We start from the raw sequence: 16,132 nt of genomic DNA, 5'->3' as shown, positions 1-16,132 counted from the left end.
TTTGTTTTAATTTAGATCATTAAAAAGTAAGGATAAATAATGCGTGAGTTATTGTTCAAGTGGGGTTTATAAACGCATAAAAACAGAAAAATTAGTAAACAACTATTTGTTATGTTTACGCGAATATTCAGGGTAAGGAAAATGATAGATCTTCATTTGAATTAAATTTAAAAGTTATTACACAAACACTGATAATTATAAAAACACTATCCTCTAGACGAGATAGAATTTTAAAAAATGATTTTTACATAAGGCATCGGATGAACAGACAGAAAATTGGTGTAGACCTTGGAGGTACTAAATTATTAATATTATGTGATGAAATTGAGGAGATATTTAGTACAGGAATTTCATTCACCCCAGAAGAATTAATATCACACCTACAATCTTTTATTTTAAAACATGGAATTAAACCCGAAAGCATAAGCCTAGCAGTGCCGGGTCTAGTTAACGAAAATGGGCACATTGTTAATTGTGATGTTCTCCCTGCATTTATAGGTTGGCAGGGAAATGAAGCATTAAAATTATTATGTAGTAAAACAATTATCTTAAATGATGTAAAAGCTGCCATGCATGCGGAACTAAATGATTCCTCGGCTCATGCTGCAAGTGTCATTATTATGATTGGTACAGGTATTGGGGCTGCATTCATAATAAATGGAAAACCCTTACTGGGAGCTAGTGGTTGGGCTGGTGAGCTAGGTTACTTACCAGTAAAAAGTAATGAAGGAATTAAACGTCTAGATGAAGTTGCAAGTGGCTCAGCAATTGCCAAGCAATGTGCACTCAGCCCATCTAATCTAGCATTAATGGCTAACAATGGAGATCAAGCAACTTTAACTGTTATAAAAGAGGCAGGCACAGCTTTAGGTCTTGGAATAGCAACTGTTATTAATCTTTTGAATCCATCGCAATTAGTAATAGGAGGAGGAACAATAGAATTACCCGGTTATTTAGACGCGGCTTTAAAGTCTGCTAAAGAAAACTGCCTTCCTGAGCTTTGGCAAGATTGCGACATATCAAAAATAAAAGCGGGAAGAAAAGTAGCTGCTTTAGGTGCTATACGTGCAATTGAACAATAAAATAATATGAGTATTTTTCTGATCCGACATGCTGAGAGTGAAGCCAATATTAATGGAAAAACCCTTTCGCATGCTTTGATTGCTTTAAGTGAGCATGGCCATAATCAAGCTCAAGCACTCTGTTCACAATTACCTAAAATTGATCATGTAAATGCATAAGATTACTGACCTAATCTCTAAAGAGGTCGAATAAAGCTTTTCAGTAAGGTTGAAACCAAGGTTTCTTTGGTGCAGTCCCAGTATATGCAGGACTAACTTTAATTGGCCCATGACCTTTTTCACATTCTTGAACACCCCACTCACTAGGGCGAAAACGCGCATTAGCTCCATCGGGTTCAGGCTTACCAAATTCTTTTACAATATCGTGATCAATTAATGGAATTTCAAGTAGTACGATGTCTCCACGAGAGCAAGCAATTGTAGGATGCTTTGTGTCGTAAACCCATTTACCATAACCATTTTCTTCCTTACGATCAAAGCGCATGACGGGCCCTATTTGCTGATCCCATGCCAATTCCATTCGAGGAGGTTCCATCGCAGTTACCCACATTCCTGCGACTTGTACAGGATGAGGGAAACGTACAGCCTGTAATCCCCGTAAACTCAGAGGTAATTGTGGCTCACCATTGTCAAAAGCATCATAACGACTAATTAAGCTCCCTTTGGGAATCAACAGTTCTCCATATTGTGCATCTTGAGATAAAACGAAATGACTGCGACTTTCCTTATAATGCTGCTTAAGAGCAATCTCATACCCTACCGATTCAATCATATAAAATAAATAACCTGCCCATAGGTCACATATTAGTGTCAATACGGTAATGAATAATGTCTTTCGAGAAAAAAACCTAACAGGCTTTTCAACCTTCTTTCGCCAAAAGAGTATTACTTTCACCAACAAGCCTAGTGTTAGTACAACTCCAATCAATGGAATAATAAATAACAGAAAAATTGCGAAAAAAGAGAATGGCTGTACTGGTATCATAATTTTTAAATCTTTAACTTCATATTTTTCTAAGGCGGGTCACTAAGAAAATTGTATATCCGTATTTAAAAAATAGAAATGTTTAGCAAATAAATTAAGTAGTTACAATATAGAAGAGATACATCTTTTTGATGTTAAAGAATATATTAAATATATAACTAAAATCTTGTATAAGCTTGCAAAGAATTAAATTTAAGAGATTTATTAATTTTTTATTTTAATTTATTCAAATTTTATTTTACACATAATAAAATCCTTAACACTTCTATCAGGAATAATCAGTCATGGAAAAACAAGATAAAATATCAATTGCTCATAAATATCTTAGTAATACCATTTCTAAAGTAACAAATGAGCCCACACATGAGCTAAAAAATTATAAACCTACTAAAAATGAAAACTCTTTCTTTTTTATTCATAATTTCGATACTTATGAATTAGAGGCCAAATTTAGTTACAGCGAAGGCTCCCCACAAAAAATAGCTTTACTTATACATGGAGGTAACTCTGATTTAAGTTCCTTAAGCCCTTTAGAAGAGCTTCTTAGAAGTAAAAATATTGCAACACTTTCCTTTAACTTAAGTGGTTTAAATAATACGAGCAAAATAAAGTCATCATTATCTCAAAATATAAATGAAAGTATGACTTTTTATAGTCTTTTAAAAAAAGTAGATATTATTATTGGATATAGTTTGGGGGGCTATATTGCAATTAATTTAGCAAAAAAAATCCAAGTTAATCAATTAATTTTATTTTGTCCAGCCATATATTCAGATCAAGCATTACATAAAATATATGGACTCGATTTTAAAAATGAAATTTCAAAACCTTATAGTTTTTATTCCTCATCAATTTGTAACTTCTTAATGAGTTATAGAAAAAATATATTAATCATTTATGGTGAATTAGATGGAATAAAAACCAATAATGGAAAGTCGAAAGGATTTTATGAAATTAATGGTACCACCCAGTACTCTCCAATCCCTTATGAGATAGTCCAAGCATTTAAAAAAATTTCCATTCGAAAAGCTAATTTTAATTTAAGAATTGAGAAAAATAAAGATCGTTATCTAATAAAAAATATAAAAGAATATAATATTTGAAAAAATATTGATTTTCCAAAAAAGACACTTTAGTCTTTAGCAGAATTTTAACCACAATAAACTAGTCATGAATCAAATAGTTAAGAACTTAGAAACTTATCATCTTCATCTTTCTTCCGAGCTTTCTCATTTAATTAATGAAATGTCATATGAGTTAATAAATTGAATTTTGAAATCCTACTTATCTTAGGCTTAGTGGCTATGGTAGCTGGATTTATTGATGCTATTGCAGGTGGGGGTGGCTTAATCACTCTACCTGCATTGCTCTTATCAGGCGTCCCTCCTGTATCTGCAATAGCGACCAATAAATTGCAAGCTGCCTCGGCAACTCTTTCAGCAACTATTAGTTTCGCAAGAAAAGGACTAATCGAATGGCGTAAAGCAATGCCTATTGCTTGTATGTCTTTTTTAGGAGGTACACTAGGGGCACTTTCAGTTACGCTCATGCCTAAAAAGGTACTCTTAACTATCGTTCCAATACTTTTGATTTTAGTAGCCTTATATTTTATTTTTTCACCCAAACTAAGTGATGTAGATAAAAAACCACTTATTCCTTATTTTCTGTTTGCACTTCTAGTCGCACCGTTACTAGGGTTTTATGATGGAGTTTTTGGTCCTGGAGTCGGTTCATTTTTCATAGTTGCATTTGTACTATTATTAGGTTTTAAGTTGGTAAGCGCCTTATCTTATACCAAGTTAGCAAATGTGGCTTGTAACCTAGGTTCTTTATCTATTTTCATCATTAAAGGATATGTCATTTTTCCAATAGCTCTAGTGATGGCTGGTGGAGCTTTTATAGGTGCTTCGATTGGTGCGAAATTTGCGGTAAGATTTGGATCAAGAGTGATTAAGCCTCTGTTAATATTGATAAGTTTATGTATGGCTTTTAAATTATTATTAGATCATAAGAACCCGATTTTCATATATTTTAGTCATTTCTTTTAATCTATCCATTACATTAATTGTATCTCAATAGTGTGCTTTTTTAGAAGGCTCTTACATCTGTTAAGAGCCTTTTATTATGAAACACAATAAAATAAACCTTATTAAATTTAGAAAAACTTGATTTCTCTCTATTTTTTTTAATAATAAAGTTTAATAAATAAACTACTAAATAGAATTTAGATATGGAAAAAAAAGATGATGCTACAATCATTGTAGAAGAAAAATCCGGTCACCAAAAATATGAGGTGCTAAAAGAAAAACTGAGGTATAAACAGGCGCTTAGAGCAAATACAAAAAAAATTGACCACAAAAATGTCCGCTTAAATATTCAAGCAGATGCTTTACCCAGTAAGACATTTTTTATAATGAATGCGCTTGCAGCGATCATAGCAGGATATGGTCTTCTCGCCGATTCATCCGCTGTAGTTATTGGTGCAATGTTAGTCGCAATGATGCTTGGCCCCATTTCAGGAATAGCCCTGTCATTCATTGATAATAGATGGATTTTATTTAGAACATCATTCTTAACTCTTATTTTAGGCTTAGTAATGATTTATTCGATTGGTATTATTTTGGGACTAATTAATATAAATATACCAATTACTGGCGAAATTTTAGCTAGAACACAACCTACTATAATGGACCTCATGATTGCTCTTGCAGGTGGAGCAGCAGGCGCTTTTGCCTCTATATCACCGCGACTTTCTGTTGCTGTTGTAGGTGTGGCTGTGGCAACCGCTTTAGTTCCACCGTTAGTTGCAAGTGGTATCTTAGTTGCTCATTTAGAATGGAAAAGTGCTGCAAATGCACTGATTTTAGCTATAACAAATATTATTGCCATTCAAGTTAGTTCTTCACTGGTGTTGTGGATTGCCGGTTTTCGCCGAGGTTCTGATACTGAAGTGAAAAGTAATGTCTTCGAATTTATAAAAAGAAATATAGTTAGTTTATTTTTTTTAGTGGGTTTAGCGATTTATTTAACATTCAATTTTACACATATGCTAAATAAACAATTTTATGAAAATAAAGTAAAATCAAATGTTAATGGATTTTTTAATATTAACAATAATGTTGTCGATACAATCCAGTTCGATAAACGGAATACTTTTACTCTCGTTCGTGTAGTAGTTCGAGGAGACACTCCCCCAACAGCATCAGATATTAAAAGACTTAATCAATTGCTACCGAAAGATTCAAATAAAAAATCCACCATTGCCCAAATTAGATTTATTCCAGTAGAGATAATTGAAGCACCAAACAGTCCAAATAATACAGTGATTCAATATAAAGAAGCAGAACGTTTAGTTAAATAAAATATCCAAGTAGAAAGAAGCTAAGCCCCGATTACCGAGGCTTAGCTTTTATAAAAATAGTTTTTAAATCAAATAATTATTTACTTAACATCCTCAAACTCAGAAACAGGTTTGTTTACTTCAACTTTTGTTCCACCGAATTTATCGCTCACAAACTTTTGAACTTTAGGTAAGTGGTAAAGTTCACCAAGTTTGGTATAGATCGGGTCATTTTTCTTCGCTTCAGCCACACCTAACAAATTCACATAAAGTTTTGTAGACTGATCAATAGGTTCACGGAAGATAGAATCCTTCATTACATTTAAGCCACCCTCAAGTGCTAATGTATTACCCAATACAATTGCATCTACATCGTCTTTAACACGGACTGCTGTAGTCATTTGAATTGGTTTTAATTGCAAATTTTTAGGGTTTTCAGCAATGTCATTAGTAGTCCCTTTTACAGGATCAAAGTTCGGCTTAAGTTTAATCAGATTTGCAGACTGCAATAAAGTTAATGCACGAGCTTCATTGGCAGTATCGTTTGGAATCGCAATGGTCGCGCCTTGTGGGAACTCTTCAACAGATTTAACTTTATTTGCATAAATACCCATTGGCTCTAAGTAAGTTGTCGCAACAGCAGCAACTTTAGCCTTATTTGAAGCATTATAAGCTGCCAAATAGTTAAATGACTGGAATGCATTTACATCTTGTTCACCATTTGCAACTGATGTATTGAGCACAACATAGTCAGTCAGATTGGTCACTTCAAGTTTAATACCAGCTTCTTTAGTTTCGGGAAGCGTCGCAACATATTTCCACACATCAGTATCCGAACCTGTTGAAACCAGTTTAATTGTTCGAACTGACTCAGTTTTGTTTTCAGCTGTATTTTCAGTTTGCGCAGGTTGTTTGCTACATGCCGACAGTGTGAGAACAGATGCGCCGAACAGGACACTAAATAATTTTTTCATAAATACATCCTAAAATAGGAAATGCTTACTCTACAAAAGAGAGAGAGACATTCCTAACCATTGGGTCAAAATACAATATTTGGCTGGAAGTAATTTCCAGATATATAAGGGTTTAGAGGCCTGAATTCAGCCTTATTTCTTCCTTGATCTTGCTCGCTGAACAATAGAATCACGTTTTGAAACAGTCTCTAAATATTGGATCATCATATATCAATAAGTGAATATTCTACAAATAACTTGTTCGATTCTGATATATAGAAGCGTTACAAGTAAGATACTGAAAACAAAAAATATATTATATAAATACAACAATTTCGATTAAAATATATACTCATTTGATTTATATGAAATTTTCAGGATTTGTTAGCAGTATTTAAGCTAAATCTTACAGTAATGTAGAGACTAGGCATAAAAAAAGCCCTTGTCATTAACAAGGACTTTGTAAAAATCTGACGGAAGCAAGTTTTTTATATAACTCTTCTCTGATACGGCTCAAAAATAAAATTATATATTTCAAAAAATTAAATTAAAAATCATCCAACTTCATCCTGCACAATCTAGCTTTTTATAATTCTAATACTCAAAATTCATATACAACACATTACTCATTATTCAGGGCTACTTCACGAACTAGGGCAAGGAAGGCTTTCAAACCCGCAGATTGATTACGTCTTCCTGAATAATATAAACAAAGTCCAGACATACAAGGCATCCAATCCTCTAACACGGAAACAAGTTGACCTGACTCAATTTCAGCGCGAACATCCTGTTCCATAAAGTATCCCAGGCCAATGCTCTCTAATACTGCAGCTCTTGATAAGCTTGCTTCATCAAGGGTTATCGGTCCTTGCACATCAATTTGAATAATTTCTCCATTTTTTTCAAATTTCCAGCGGAATAGTGCACCATCAGGTAGACGTACTCGAATACATTTATGTCTAAAAAGATCTGTTGGTATTTGTGGCTTCCCATAACACTCAAAATATTCAGGTGAACCAACAACCACATATTTTTGAAGTTTACCAAGGGACACCGCAATCATATCACTTGGGACAAGATGAGCGACACGAATACCTAAATCAAAACCATCAGCAATAATGTCAACAAGTTTGCCCTCAGTGACCAAATCAATATTCATTTCTGGGTAACGTCGAAGAAATTTAATAATCACAGGAGAAATAATTTCTCTCGCTGCAAATGCAGCCGCATTGATTCTTAATGTACCTGACGGTGATTCTCTCTGCGAACGTACAATATCCAACGCACTATGAATATCCTGAAGAGCAGGCCCGACTTGTTCTACAAAAAGTCTGCCTGCCTCTGTCAAGGAAACACTACGTGTTGTCCGATTAAACAGACGTACACCCAGATTTTCCTCTAATTTACTAATTGCATGACTTAAAGCCGTTGTCGACATCCCTAGTTCAATCGCAGCGCCACGAAAAGTTCCTCGTTTGGCGATTGCCATTACTGCTTTTAAATCATTTAAATTTGCTCGTTCCATTATCCTGATTTATTCAACTAAACATCCCATTTTATACGGATTGTTAGAACAATCGTCAAATCATAAAATTTAAAACACCAATTTAGATCATTAAAAAAGAGCGACTCATGAAAGATATACCAGAAGTGGTTAGTGCATACTTTGATGCTGATCAAGCGAACGACGTAGATGCTTTGAACCTTATTTTTTCTAACTCTGCCATTGTTGAAGACGATGGCAGTCTATACAGAGGAATTGCGGAAATTCGTACATGGTTGCTGGCAATGAAAGAAAAATACCAGTACTCACTTGAAATTATTGATGTTTCTAATAATGGTCATATCAGCACGGTTTTAACACAAGGGAGTGGCAACTTTCCAAATAGTCCTGTGAGACTTAATTTTCAGTTCACACTTGAAAATGACAAAGTTGTTAAATTGAGGATTTATTAATGGAAGATTTTATTACTTTAAAAGGAAAACGTGCCTTAATCACGGCGGGTACAAAAGGTACTGGTGCTGCCACCGTTAAATTATTCAATGAACTTGGCGCGACAGTACTAACCACTGCTAGAACTCAACCAGATTATTTACCGAATAATGTACATTTTGTTTCTGCTGATCTCACAACTCGAGAAGGTTGTGAGGCTGTTGTCCAAGCAGTAAAAGAGTTATTAGGTGGTGTAGATATCATTGTACACATGCTTGGTGGCTCATCTGCGCCAGCGGGCGGATTTGCAGCATTAACCGATGAAGAGTGGTACAAAGAGCTTCACCTAAATCTGATACCTGCAATACGTATTGATCGTCAATTAATTCCCGATATGATTCAGCAAGGCCAAGGTGTAGTAATCCACGTTACGTCAATACAACGCTCACTTCCTTTACCAGAAGCTACGACAGCTTATGCTGCTACAAAAGCAGCACTAGCAACTTATAGTAAAAGCCTGTCAAAAGAAATATCCCCCAAAGGTATTCGGGTTATTCAAGTCTCGCCAGGATGGATTGAAACAGAGGCATCAGTTGCTCTTGCAGAGCGGCTGGCTTTACAAGCTGGCACGGATTATGAAGGTGGTAAAAAGATAGTCATGGATTCAATCGGAGGAGTTCCTATTGGACGACCAGCTAAACCAGATGAAATAGCAAATCTTATCGCATTTTTGGCATCAACCCGTGCGTCTGCAATTACAGGTACTGAATATGTGATTGATGGCGGAACGATTCCTACTGTTTAATAGTAATGTTGAATCACGCCATATTATATTTTTTCTTCACTTGAGCAGTTTATAATTGCAGGTAAAAAAAAAGCCCTTGTCACTAACAAGGGCTTTTTAAGAATCTGGCGGAAGCGGTGAGATTCGAACTCACGGAGGACTCACACCCTCGTCGGTTTTCAAGACCGGTGCATTAAACCGCTCTGCCACGCTTCCAACGAGCGCTATAATATAAATAAAAATTGAAGTTGGCAAATCTTTTATTTAATTTTTAATTCAACCGCTCAAAATAAACACAAATCCATTTAAATTTCTGAGTTTTCCGTCTTTTCATAGCGAATTGTATTGATATACCACAGCTTTTTTCCAGATGGCGTGTGTACTTCAATCTCATCATCAACTTCTTTGCCGAGCAATGCGCGAGCCATAGGTGACTCAATCGAGATATGTTGAGGATGATGATCATAAATTTCATCGATTCCCACAATACGTAAAGTTTTTTGTTCCCCTTCTTCGTTTTCAATCTCAACCCAAGCGCCAAAGTAAACCTTGCCGTCTTGTTCAGGAGAGTAATCAACGATTTTTAATTCTTCTAAGCGTTTTCCTAAATAACGTACACGTCGATCAATTTTTCTGAGAAGCTGCTTATTATATTGATAATCCGCGTTTTCACTGCGGTCACCTAAGCTTGCAGCCCAATTTACTTTTTTGGTGATTTCCGGTCGTTCTTCATGCCAAAGTTGTTTTAATTCAGCAACTAATTTGTCATGCCCTGACCGAGTGATTAAGTTAGATTTCATGATAAAAAACCACTGTTCAACAACATATCGCTTACAAGATGTAGCATTTTATACCCTATTTTCTCACATCAGAAGTGTATAAATTTTCTTCCTTAAGAAATTCATGTGGTTATGATGATATATCGAAGTTTTAACTGTACAAAATTTGACATTACTTTTTTTCAATATTATGATGCGCGCAGTTTAAATGTTGAGCGTTTTTTAACCCATTCGAAAACTATGTAGATTTTCTACACAGTTTGTTTTTTTCATTTCATGTCATTTTGAATGACGTCATGACTGCCCACCCCTTATTGAATTTATCAACTTTTAGAAGTTATGGCAGCTTTTTGTCTGACTTTTAGGGCATAAATTATCTGTAGCGGAGACAACATGCACAGTAATTCAAGTTCTGGGTCGAGGCTTTGCCTTAACTCTTTATTTTCTTCTCTCCCGTTAAAAGCACTTGCACTCAGTACTATGCTTTTTCCATTTCATAGTCTTAATGCAGGGAAAACCCTACAGTACAATACTGTAGTTAATACAAACACTTTAACTGTTGTTGCGGTAGAAAGCCCGACAACCGTTTTCAAAGAAGATCAGTTTCTACATGGTTTTGGTTACGACTTAGCACGTAATTATGCGCAAAACCTAAATGTAAAGCTGGACTTTAAAATCGTGGCAGACAATACCACTGCACTTAGATGGGTTCAGCAAGGTAAAGCAAACTTTGCGATGACTACAGCTGGTTTAAGCACAATCGAAAACAAAGGTTTGATGTCTTTTTCTGCAACTTGTGGTGACACAGCTAATTTGCAAAAAAATGGCTTAAATCCTGAGTTAAGTTGGGTATTTAAACAGGCTGATGACCCACTCACCCAGACCGCCAGTGGCTTTGTATGCCAAAGTAAGCAAAATGGTGTGACACAACAGCTTGCCTCTTTTTATAACCGCAATGTGGTGAAACCAGAAGCATGGTCAACCATTCAACGTGACTTAAGTACACGTTTACCGATCTACAAAGCGAGCTTTAAGCAAAGTGCCGCGAAGTATGATCTAGATTGGCATTTACTTGCAGCCATTGGTTATCAAGAGTCTTACTTAAAGCCAGAATCTGTTTCTCCCACAGGTGTTCGCGGCTTAATGATGCTCACCAATAGCACTGCTCGAGCAATGGGTGTAAGCAATCGTAGTGATCCAGCTCAAAGTATTCAAGGTGGCGCGAAGTATTACGATTTGATGCTAACTGAATTTGATAATATTCCGTTCCCTGATCGGAACTGGTATGCGCTTGTGGCCTATAACATGGGACCGGGCGCGGTCGGTCAGATTCAGAAGCGCTTGAAATCTCAAGGGAAAGATCCGAACAAATGGGTCAACCTCTATAACTATTTGCAAAGCAATAAAACGCGAAATGGTCGATATAAGCAAGCAGTTCAATATGTCACTCGTATCCGTGCTTATCTTGAACATATCAAAACGGCGCAAACACGAATCAATATCTAATTTTATTGTTTAAAAGTTGATAAATTCATTGTTTGTATAAATAAAAAGCTTACCTCTATGGGTAAGCTTTTTATATGAATTCTTTGAAATTTAAGCTGTTTGCTCTAATACTTTCTTGAACAAATCTTTTTGTTCTTGGCTTGGCTTAGCTGTTTGTAAAGCCATCAATTGAGACATATCGCCTTGAACTTTAATTTTACCAGTCATGAATGCCTGCATAGCAGCAGCCATATCAAACTCTAAGAATACTTTACGTAAAGTTTCAGCATCCATATTTAAAGTTGTTTTGGCATTTGAAGACAAACCTTTTTTGATTTTACCCCCATCTAAAGCTAATTCGGTATTTCCAGACGCATCTGTAACTACTAAATTAATTGCCAAATTCGCAAGAGCAGGTGGCAAATTAAGATCCCCTGCTTCAGCAGTTAATTTTTCGACAGTAGCAAACCAATCTTCAGTTAAAAATGCAGGCATGATTCTTCCTCAAATTTATTTGTTCAATTTCTCTAGTTGCCTATCCAGACAACATCATGTGAAGCAATTCTGCTTGAGCGTTGTTATAGCATGTAATTTAAATTTAGGGCTATGACTTTTTGTACGGAACATTCATTTTTTAGTATTTTGATACATTAAAGGCACTTGTTTATAAAGTGCCTTTAATTGACTTATCAAGAAGTTTTACTCAGCAGCAAAACTTAAGTTCACAACATCTAAGCGATTCTTAAGCTCTTCTGGATCTTTAAAATCCAACTCGCGCTGAGAATCTAGCGCTTCGAAATCAAACAGTTCACGGTCCGCTAACTGAGACGGAGATACGTTTTGTAACGCCCCGAAAATGCTGTGTAAGCGTTTTGGATATTGTTTATCCCATTCACGTAGCATTTCGTTAAGCATGGCACGCTGTAGGTTTTCCTGCGAACCACAAAGGTTACATGGAATGATTGGGAACTGACGTATCTCGGCATATTTGATAATGTCTTTTTCTTCAACATATGCCAAAGGACGAATCAAAATGTTCTTTTTATCTGACGATAAAAGCTTTGGAGGCATCGCCTTTAAGCTACCGCCATGGAACAAATTTAAGAAGAATGTTGCAATGATGTCATCACGGTGATGACCTAAGGCAACTTTAGTCGCACCAATCTCTTGTGCAAAGCCATATAAAGAACCACGGCGTAAACGTGAACACACTGCACAGTAAGTTTTACCTTCCGGTGTTAGACGTTTAGTAATGGTATAGGTGTCTTTTTCTAAAATGTAATATGGAATGTTGTTTTCTTCCATATAACGAGGCAAAACATCTTCAGGGAAGCCAGGTTGTTTTTGGTCAAGGTTAACCGCAACCACATCAAAATTGATCGGCGCAATACGCTTAAACTGCAACAAGATATCGAGCAAGGTATAACTGTCTTTACCACCAGACACACACACCATGACCTTATCGCCATCTTCAATCATATTGAAGTCACGAATAGCATGCCCAACTTGACGGCGAAGCTTCTTGAGCAAACGGTAATAGGCCGAGCTTGTTGGAAGTTCAGGCTTAAAATTAAATCCCTGATTGGACTCAACTGGCGCGTACATAGACGAGATATACCCATAAATAAAAATACCGCGCAATTTTATATGATTCAGAAGAGAATCGCATCAAAAGAATAGTTTCAATTCTTGAAGTCGTCACATTGCTCGTGCATGATGCAAAAGACACGCTCTAATTTTGACTATAGCGTTCAAATTTTGTGCAAAATGCTTACTTTTTGGACTTTTCCACAGTTTTCCACAAAACCTGTGGATAAAATTGTGGATTTCTTCGTGCTTGACAAACTGTTTTGACCTTCTGTTAAGGGTTCTATTTAAATTGATCATTTTTTAACCAATGTTTTTTACTATTATTTATCAATAAGTTAATCATGTCAATAGAATCATTTTAAAAAAAAAATTTAATTTTTTTTGATGAGCATTCGAACAAATCAGCTTGATTTTTTGAAAGAGTCGAAATAAAAAAAATTACACAAAACTTCTTTAAGTAATATTTTTTGATAAACTCTTTGGCAAGTTTTAAATACCTTAAAATTGTGAATAACATAAAATGAAAAATTCGGTTCAATTTCTTATTTCTTGTTTGCTGGGGATGACCACTTTTACGGTCGGCATAACTTCGAGTTCAGCAGGTCAAATGTATATTTACCAAGATAAAAACGGTAGTACATTGCTCACCAACCGAAAAAGCTATGACCAATCTCTAAAAAAAGTAAAAGTAACCTATTATCCGGATAGCAATATTCACAGTTATACAAACTGGGGAGCATCAGAAGCTTCTGTTCTGCCAAGCTATAATAAGAATAAAAATGCTTTTGACCACATCATTAAACAAGCTGCACAACAACATGGTGTCTCGGAAGGGTTAATCAAAGCCGTTATGCACACCGAGTCAGGCTTTAATGTAAAAGCCCGTTCACCAGTAGGTGCTCAAGGTTTAATGCAGCTGATGCCTGCGACTGCTCGTCGTTTTAATGTCTCTAACGCGTATGACCCGCAACAAAATATTTTTGCTGGTGCTAAATATTTAAGCTGGTTGCTCAAGCGTTTTAATGGAAACACACAAATGGCACTTGCGGCTTACAATGCAGGTGAAGGTAACGTTGATAAATATGGTGGTATTCCCCCTTTCCGTGAAACACAAGATTATGTACGCCGTGTGACAAGCCGATATCAAAACTTATATGCATCTGGAACAGGCTTTTCATCTTTTACGAATGCTTCAGCACAAACTGTTTCCCATTCTTCTAATTTTGCAGAAAATACAACAGCACAAATCTCAGCACCAGCACCTAAATATTCATCTTCTCGTCAAATTGTGACTTTACCTGACGGCACCTATACAGATGCACCGACAGGCACTTATGTTACAAACAATGCCACTGCAATTGCCCATATACGAATTGAATAAATAATGAAGAAGAACTGTTACTCACAGTTCTATTCCAACGATTCTCTGTGTTTTAAATTGTAATGATCTATTACCTAATCTTTACCATTTTGACGATTTTAGCCAATAATTCTTTAAATTTAGGCACATTCTGCTACGTGAAAGAATGTATCAATTCCTTATTTTTTTCTTGAATTTTTTGCCCAAGCCCCGCATATTAGCTGCATGATTTAGAGTTTATAAATCAGATAACATTTTATTTATAAGAGGATTTTCTCAATGATGCGGATTGGTTTGTTTTTGCTTACCAACCTCGCGGTACTGGTTGTAGCTGGCATTATTTTGTCACTCTTCGGTGTCGGTAGTTACCATGGCGCGGGTGGCTTGAATCTAGGCAACCTTTTAGTGATCTGTTTTGTGTTTGGTATGGTGGGATCTTTAATCTCGTTATTCATGTCAAAATGGATGGCTAAGAAAACGACCGGTACAGAACTGATCGACCCGAATGCTCCTCGTAACCAAGCTGAAAGCTGGTTATTGCAAACAGTCGCTGAACTTTCTCAACGTGCTGGTATCAACATGCCAGAGGTTGGTATTTTTCCATCATATCAATCCAATGCCTTTGCAACAGGCTGGAACAAAAATGATGCCTTAGTTGCCGTTTCCACCGGCTTACTTGAGCGTATGAACAAAGATGAGCTACGTGCTGTGCTTGCACACGAGATTGGTCACGTTGCGAATGGTGACATGGTTACCCTAGCGCTCATCCAAGGTGTTGTGAACGCCTTTGTTATGTTCTTTGCTCGTGTCGTTGGTGACTTTATTGACCGTAATGTTTTTGGTCGTCAAGACGATGAAGCCCCAGGTATGGGTTACTTCATTATTACCATGGTATTGGATATCGTCTTTGGTATTCTCGCATCTGCCATTGTGATGTGGTTCTCTCGTTATCGTGAATACCGTGCTGATGAAGCAGGTGCACGTTTAGCAGGTAAACAAGCAATGATTTCTGCATTATTACGTCTACAAGCTGAGACTGAAATGCCAGATCAAATGCCAAAAGAAATGAAAGCCTTCGCAATTGCGGAAGGTAAAGAACAAGGCTTTAGTTTAGCTGCTTTGTTCCAAACCCACCCAACAATTGAACAACGTGTGGCAGCTTTACATCAATTAGATTGCCCATAAAACGTTTAATGTAAAAATAAAGCCTCCAAATGGAGGCTTTATTTTTTATTACATTGTTTGATAGAGACCCCAGAGATAACTTGCGCCCCACCAAACAGCCAAGCCAATTAAAAGCAGTACAAGTGCACCTACTAAATCAGGAATATGCAACCATAACCAACTGACAACAGGATTGCGCCAAAAAGCTGAATGCTGTTGCTTCTTTTCAAGCTTTTCATGCAAATAGGGATGAACAACATGGATATCGCTCTGAATCGCATATTCTTCGCGTATATGCGTGTGAACTACATCTAATGCTTTTCGACTTGGTCTTATAAAAATATCAAAAATAGTCCCAGCCACAGGAACAAATCCGACTACTGCATCTACAACGGCCAGTTTGATGACTGGAGTCAACTTATGCTGAGGCACACCAATTTGTTTGGCTTTATAGATGGCATAACAGGTCAATGCGAAACCAGCGACATCACCTGCAATCGGAATCGTACTCAGCGCAGCATCTGCACCAATACCTTGCTTTGTAAAAGGAATGCGAACCGCACTATCCATCATGGTGGCAAACTTGGCCAGATCTCGTTCTAGTGCGATGACCTGTTGCTCTGTTAATATTTTTTCTTGGGGCATTTAAATCAAATATATAAAGAGAAAGTTAATCT

Annotated in this window: 17 protein-coding genes and 1 tRNA gene; 10 read left to right on the top strand and 8 right to left on the bottom strand. The window is 36.4% G+C overall.

Annotated features, from left to right (window positions below; genetic code table 11):
- The first annotated feature begins 260 nt into the window (after positions 1-260).
- The gene (locus RFW85_RS12785; RefSeq protein ID WP_170249292.1) at positions 261-1,082 is read left to right on the top strand and encodes an ROK family protein; all 822 of its coding nucleotides are present in this window, start codon (positions 261-263) and stop codon (positions 1,080-1,082) included.
- Positions 1,083-1,088: 6 nt separating this feature from the next.
- On the top strand, positions 1,089-1,241 hold the full coding sequence (locus RFW85_RS12780) for a phosphoglycerate mutase family protein (RefSeq protein WP_170249290.1): 153 nt from the start codon (positions 1,089-1,091) through the stop codon (positions 1,239-1,241).
- A gap of 40 nt (positions 1,242-1,281) precedes the next feature.
- Here the strand turns inward: RFW85_RS12780 and RFW85_RS12775 are convergent, their stop codons facing one another.
- Entirely contained in the window at positions 1,282-2,067 is a 786-nt protein-coding gene (locus RFW85_RS12775; RefSeq protein WP_170249288.1) for a hypothetical protein, read from the bottom strand.
- 284 nt (positions 2,068-2,351) lie between these two features.
- On the opposite strand from RFW85_RS12775, the gene RFW85_RS12770 reads away from it, so the two are divergent.
- The 3 genes from RFW85_RS12770 to RFW85_RS12760 all read left to right on the top strand — a co-directional run bounded on the left by RFW85_RS12770 (position 2,352) and on the right by RFW85_RS12760 (position 5,428).
- A complete protein-coding gene (locus RFW85_RS12770) occupies positions 2,352-3,170 on the top strand; it encodes an alpha/beta fold hydrolase (protein WP_170249286.1) in 819 nt (272 codons plus the stop codon).
- Between the two features lie 201 nt (positions 3,171-3,371).
- Entirely contained in the window at positions 3,372-4,115 is a 744-nt protein-coding gene (locus RFW85_RS12765; protein WP_170249337.1) for a TSUP family transporter, read from the top strand.
- 182 nt (positions 4,116-4,297) lie between these two features.
- Positions 4,298-5,428, top strand: a complete 1,131-nt coding sequence (locus tag RFW85_RS12760) for a DUF389 domain-containing protein (protein WP_170249285.1) — start codon at positions 4,298-4,300, stop codon at positions 5,426-5,428.
- Positions 5,429-5,508: 80 nt separating this feature from the next.
- Here the strand turns inward: RFW85_RS12760 and RFW85_RS12755 are convergent, their stop codons facing one another.
- Together RFW85_RS12755 and RFW85_RS12750 are read right to left on the bottom strand one after the other, a co-directional pair.
- Positions 5,509-6,381 (bottom strand): MetQ/NlpA family ABC transporter substrate-binding protein, encoded by an 873-nt coding sequence (locus RFW85_RS12755; protein ID WP_046813551.1) that lies wholly within the window; start codon positions 6,379-6,381, stop codon positions 5,509-5,511.
- Positions 6,382-6,982: 601 nt separating this feature from the next.
- A complete protein-coding gene (locus RFW85_RS12750) occupies positions 6,983-7,885 on the bottom strand; it encodes a LysR family transcriptional regulator (protein WP_170249282.1) in 903 nt (300 codons plus the stop codon).
- A gap of 107 nt (positions 7,886-7,992) precedes the next feature.
- Here RFW85_RS12750 and RFW85_RS12745 point away from each other — a divergent pair, with 107 nt between their 5' ends.
- Entirely contained in the window at positions 7,993-8,316 is a 324-nt protein-coding gene (locus tag RFW85_RS12745; RefSeq protein ID WP_170249280.1) for a nuclear transport factor 2 family protein, read from the top strand.
- A complete protein-coding gene (locus tag RFW85_RS12740; RefSeq protein ID WP_170249278.1) occupies positions 8,316-9,098 on the top strand; it encodes an SDR family oxidoreductase in 783 nt (260 codons plus the stop codon). The genes RFW85_RS12745 and RFW85_RS12740 overlap by 1 nt, the downstream gene beginning before the upstream one ends.
- 105 nt (positions 9,099-9,203) lie before the next feature.
- Here the strand turns inward: RFW85_RS12740 and RFW85_RS12735 are convergent.
- Together RFW85_RS12735 and greB are read right to left on the bottom strand one after the other, a co-directional pair.
- Positions 9,204-9,293 (bottom strand) — tRNA-Ser (locus RFW85_RS12735).
- A gap of 89 nt (positions 9,294-9,382) precedes the next feature.
- Entirely contained in the window at positions 9,383-9,877 is a 495-nt protein-coding gene (greB, locus tag RFW85_RS12730; RefSeq protein WP_002118865.1) for a transcription elongation factor GreB, read from the bottom strand.
- A gap of 372 nt (positions 9,878-10,249) precedes the next feature.
- Between greB and RFW85_RS12725 the strand changes: the two genes are divergently transcribed.
- Positions 10,250-11,362, top strand: a complete 1,113-nt coding sequence (locus RFW85_RS12725) for a transglycosylase SLT domain-containing protein (protein WP_170249260.1) — start codon at positions 10,250-10,252, stop codon at positions 11,360-11,362.
- 90 nt (positions 11,363-11,452) lie between these two features.
- On the opposite strand, the gene RFW85_RS12720 is transcribed toward RFW85_RS12725, so the two are convergent.
- Positions 11,453-11,836, bottom strand: a complete 384-nt coding sequence (locus RFW85_RS12720; RefSeq protein WP_003650124.1) for an SCP2 sterol-binding domain-containing protein — start codon at positions 11,834-11,836, stop codon at positions 11,453-11,455.
- 204 nt (positions 11,837-12,040) lie between these two features.
- Positions 12,041-12,946 carry a tRNA 2-thiocytidine(32) synthetase TtcA gene (gene ttcA / locus RFW85_RS12715; protein WP_170249258.1) on the bottom strand — a complete coding sequence of 302 codons (906 nt, stop codon included), beginning with the start codon at positions 12,944-12,946 and terminating at the stop codon, positions 12,041-12,043.
- A gap of 505 nt (positions 12,947-13,451) precedes the next feature.
- On the opposite strand from ttcA, the gene RFW85_RS12710 reads away from it, so the two are divergent.
- On the top strand, positions 13,452-14,312 hold the full coding sequence (locus RFW85_RS12710) for a lytic transglycosylase domain-containing protein (RefSeq protein WP_216076573.1): 861 nt from the start codon (positions 13,452-13,454) through the stop codon (positions 14,310-14,312).
- A 258-nt stretch (positions 14,313-14,570) separates the two neighbouring features.
- The gene (gene htpX, locus RFW85_RS12705) at positions 14,571-15,476 is read left to right on the top strand and encodes a protease HtpX (RefSeq protein WP_017399628.1); all 906 of its coding nucleotides are present in this window, start codon (positions 14,571-14,573) and stop codon (positions 15,474-15,476) included.
- Positions 15,477-15,524: 48 nt separating this feature from the next.
- Here the strand turns inward: htpX and RFW85_RS12700 are convergent, their stop codons facing one another.
- Entirely contained in the window at positions 15,525-16,100 is a 576-nt protein-coding gene (locus tag RFW85_RS12700) for a DUF4112 domain-containing protein (protein WP_170249255.1), read from the bottom strand.
- Positions 16,101-16,132 lie beyond the last annotated feature (32 nt).

It is taken from the genome of Acinetobacter sp. 12966, from assembly GCF_031196995.1.
Taxonomy (GTDB): domain Bacteria; phylum Pseudomonadota; class Gammaproteobacteria; order Pseudomonadales; family Moraxellaceae; genus Acinetobacter; species Acinetobacter geminorum.
Note: the sequence above shows the minus strand (reverse complement) of the source record. Positions and strands in the feature narration are given on the sequence as shown.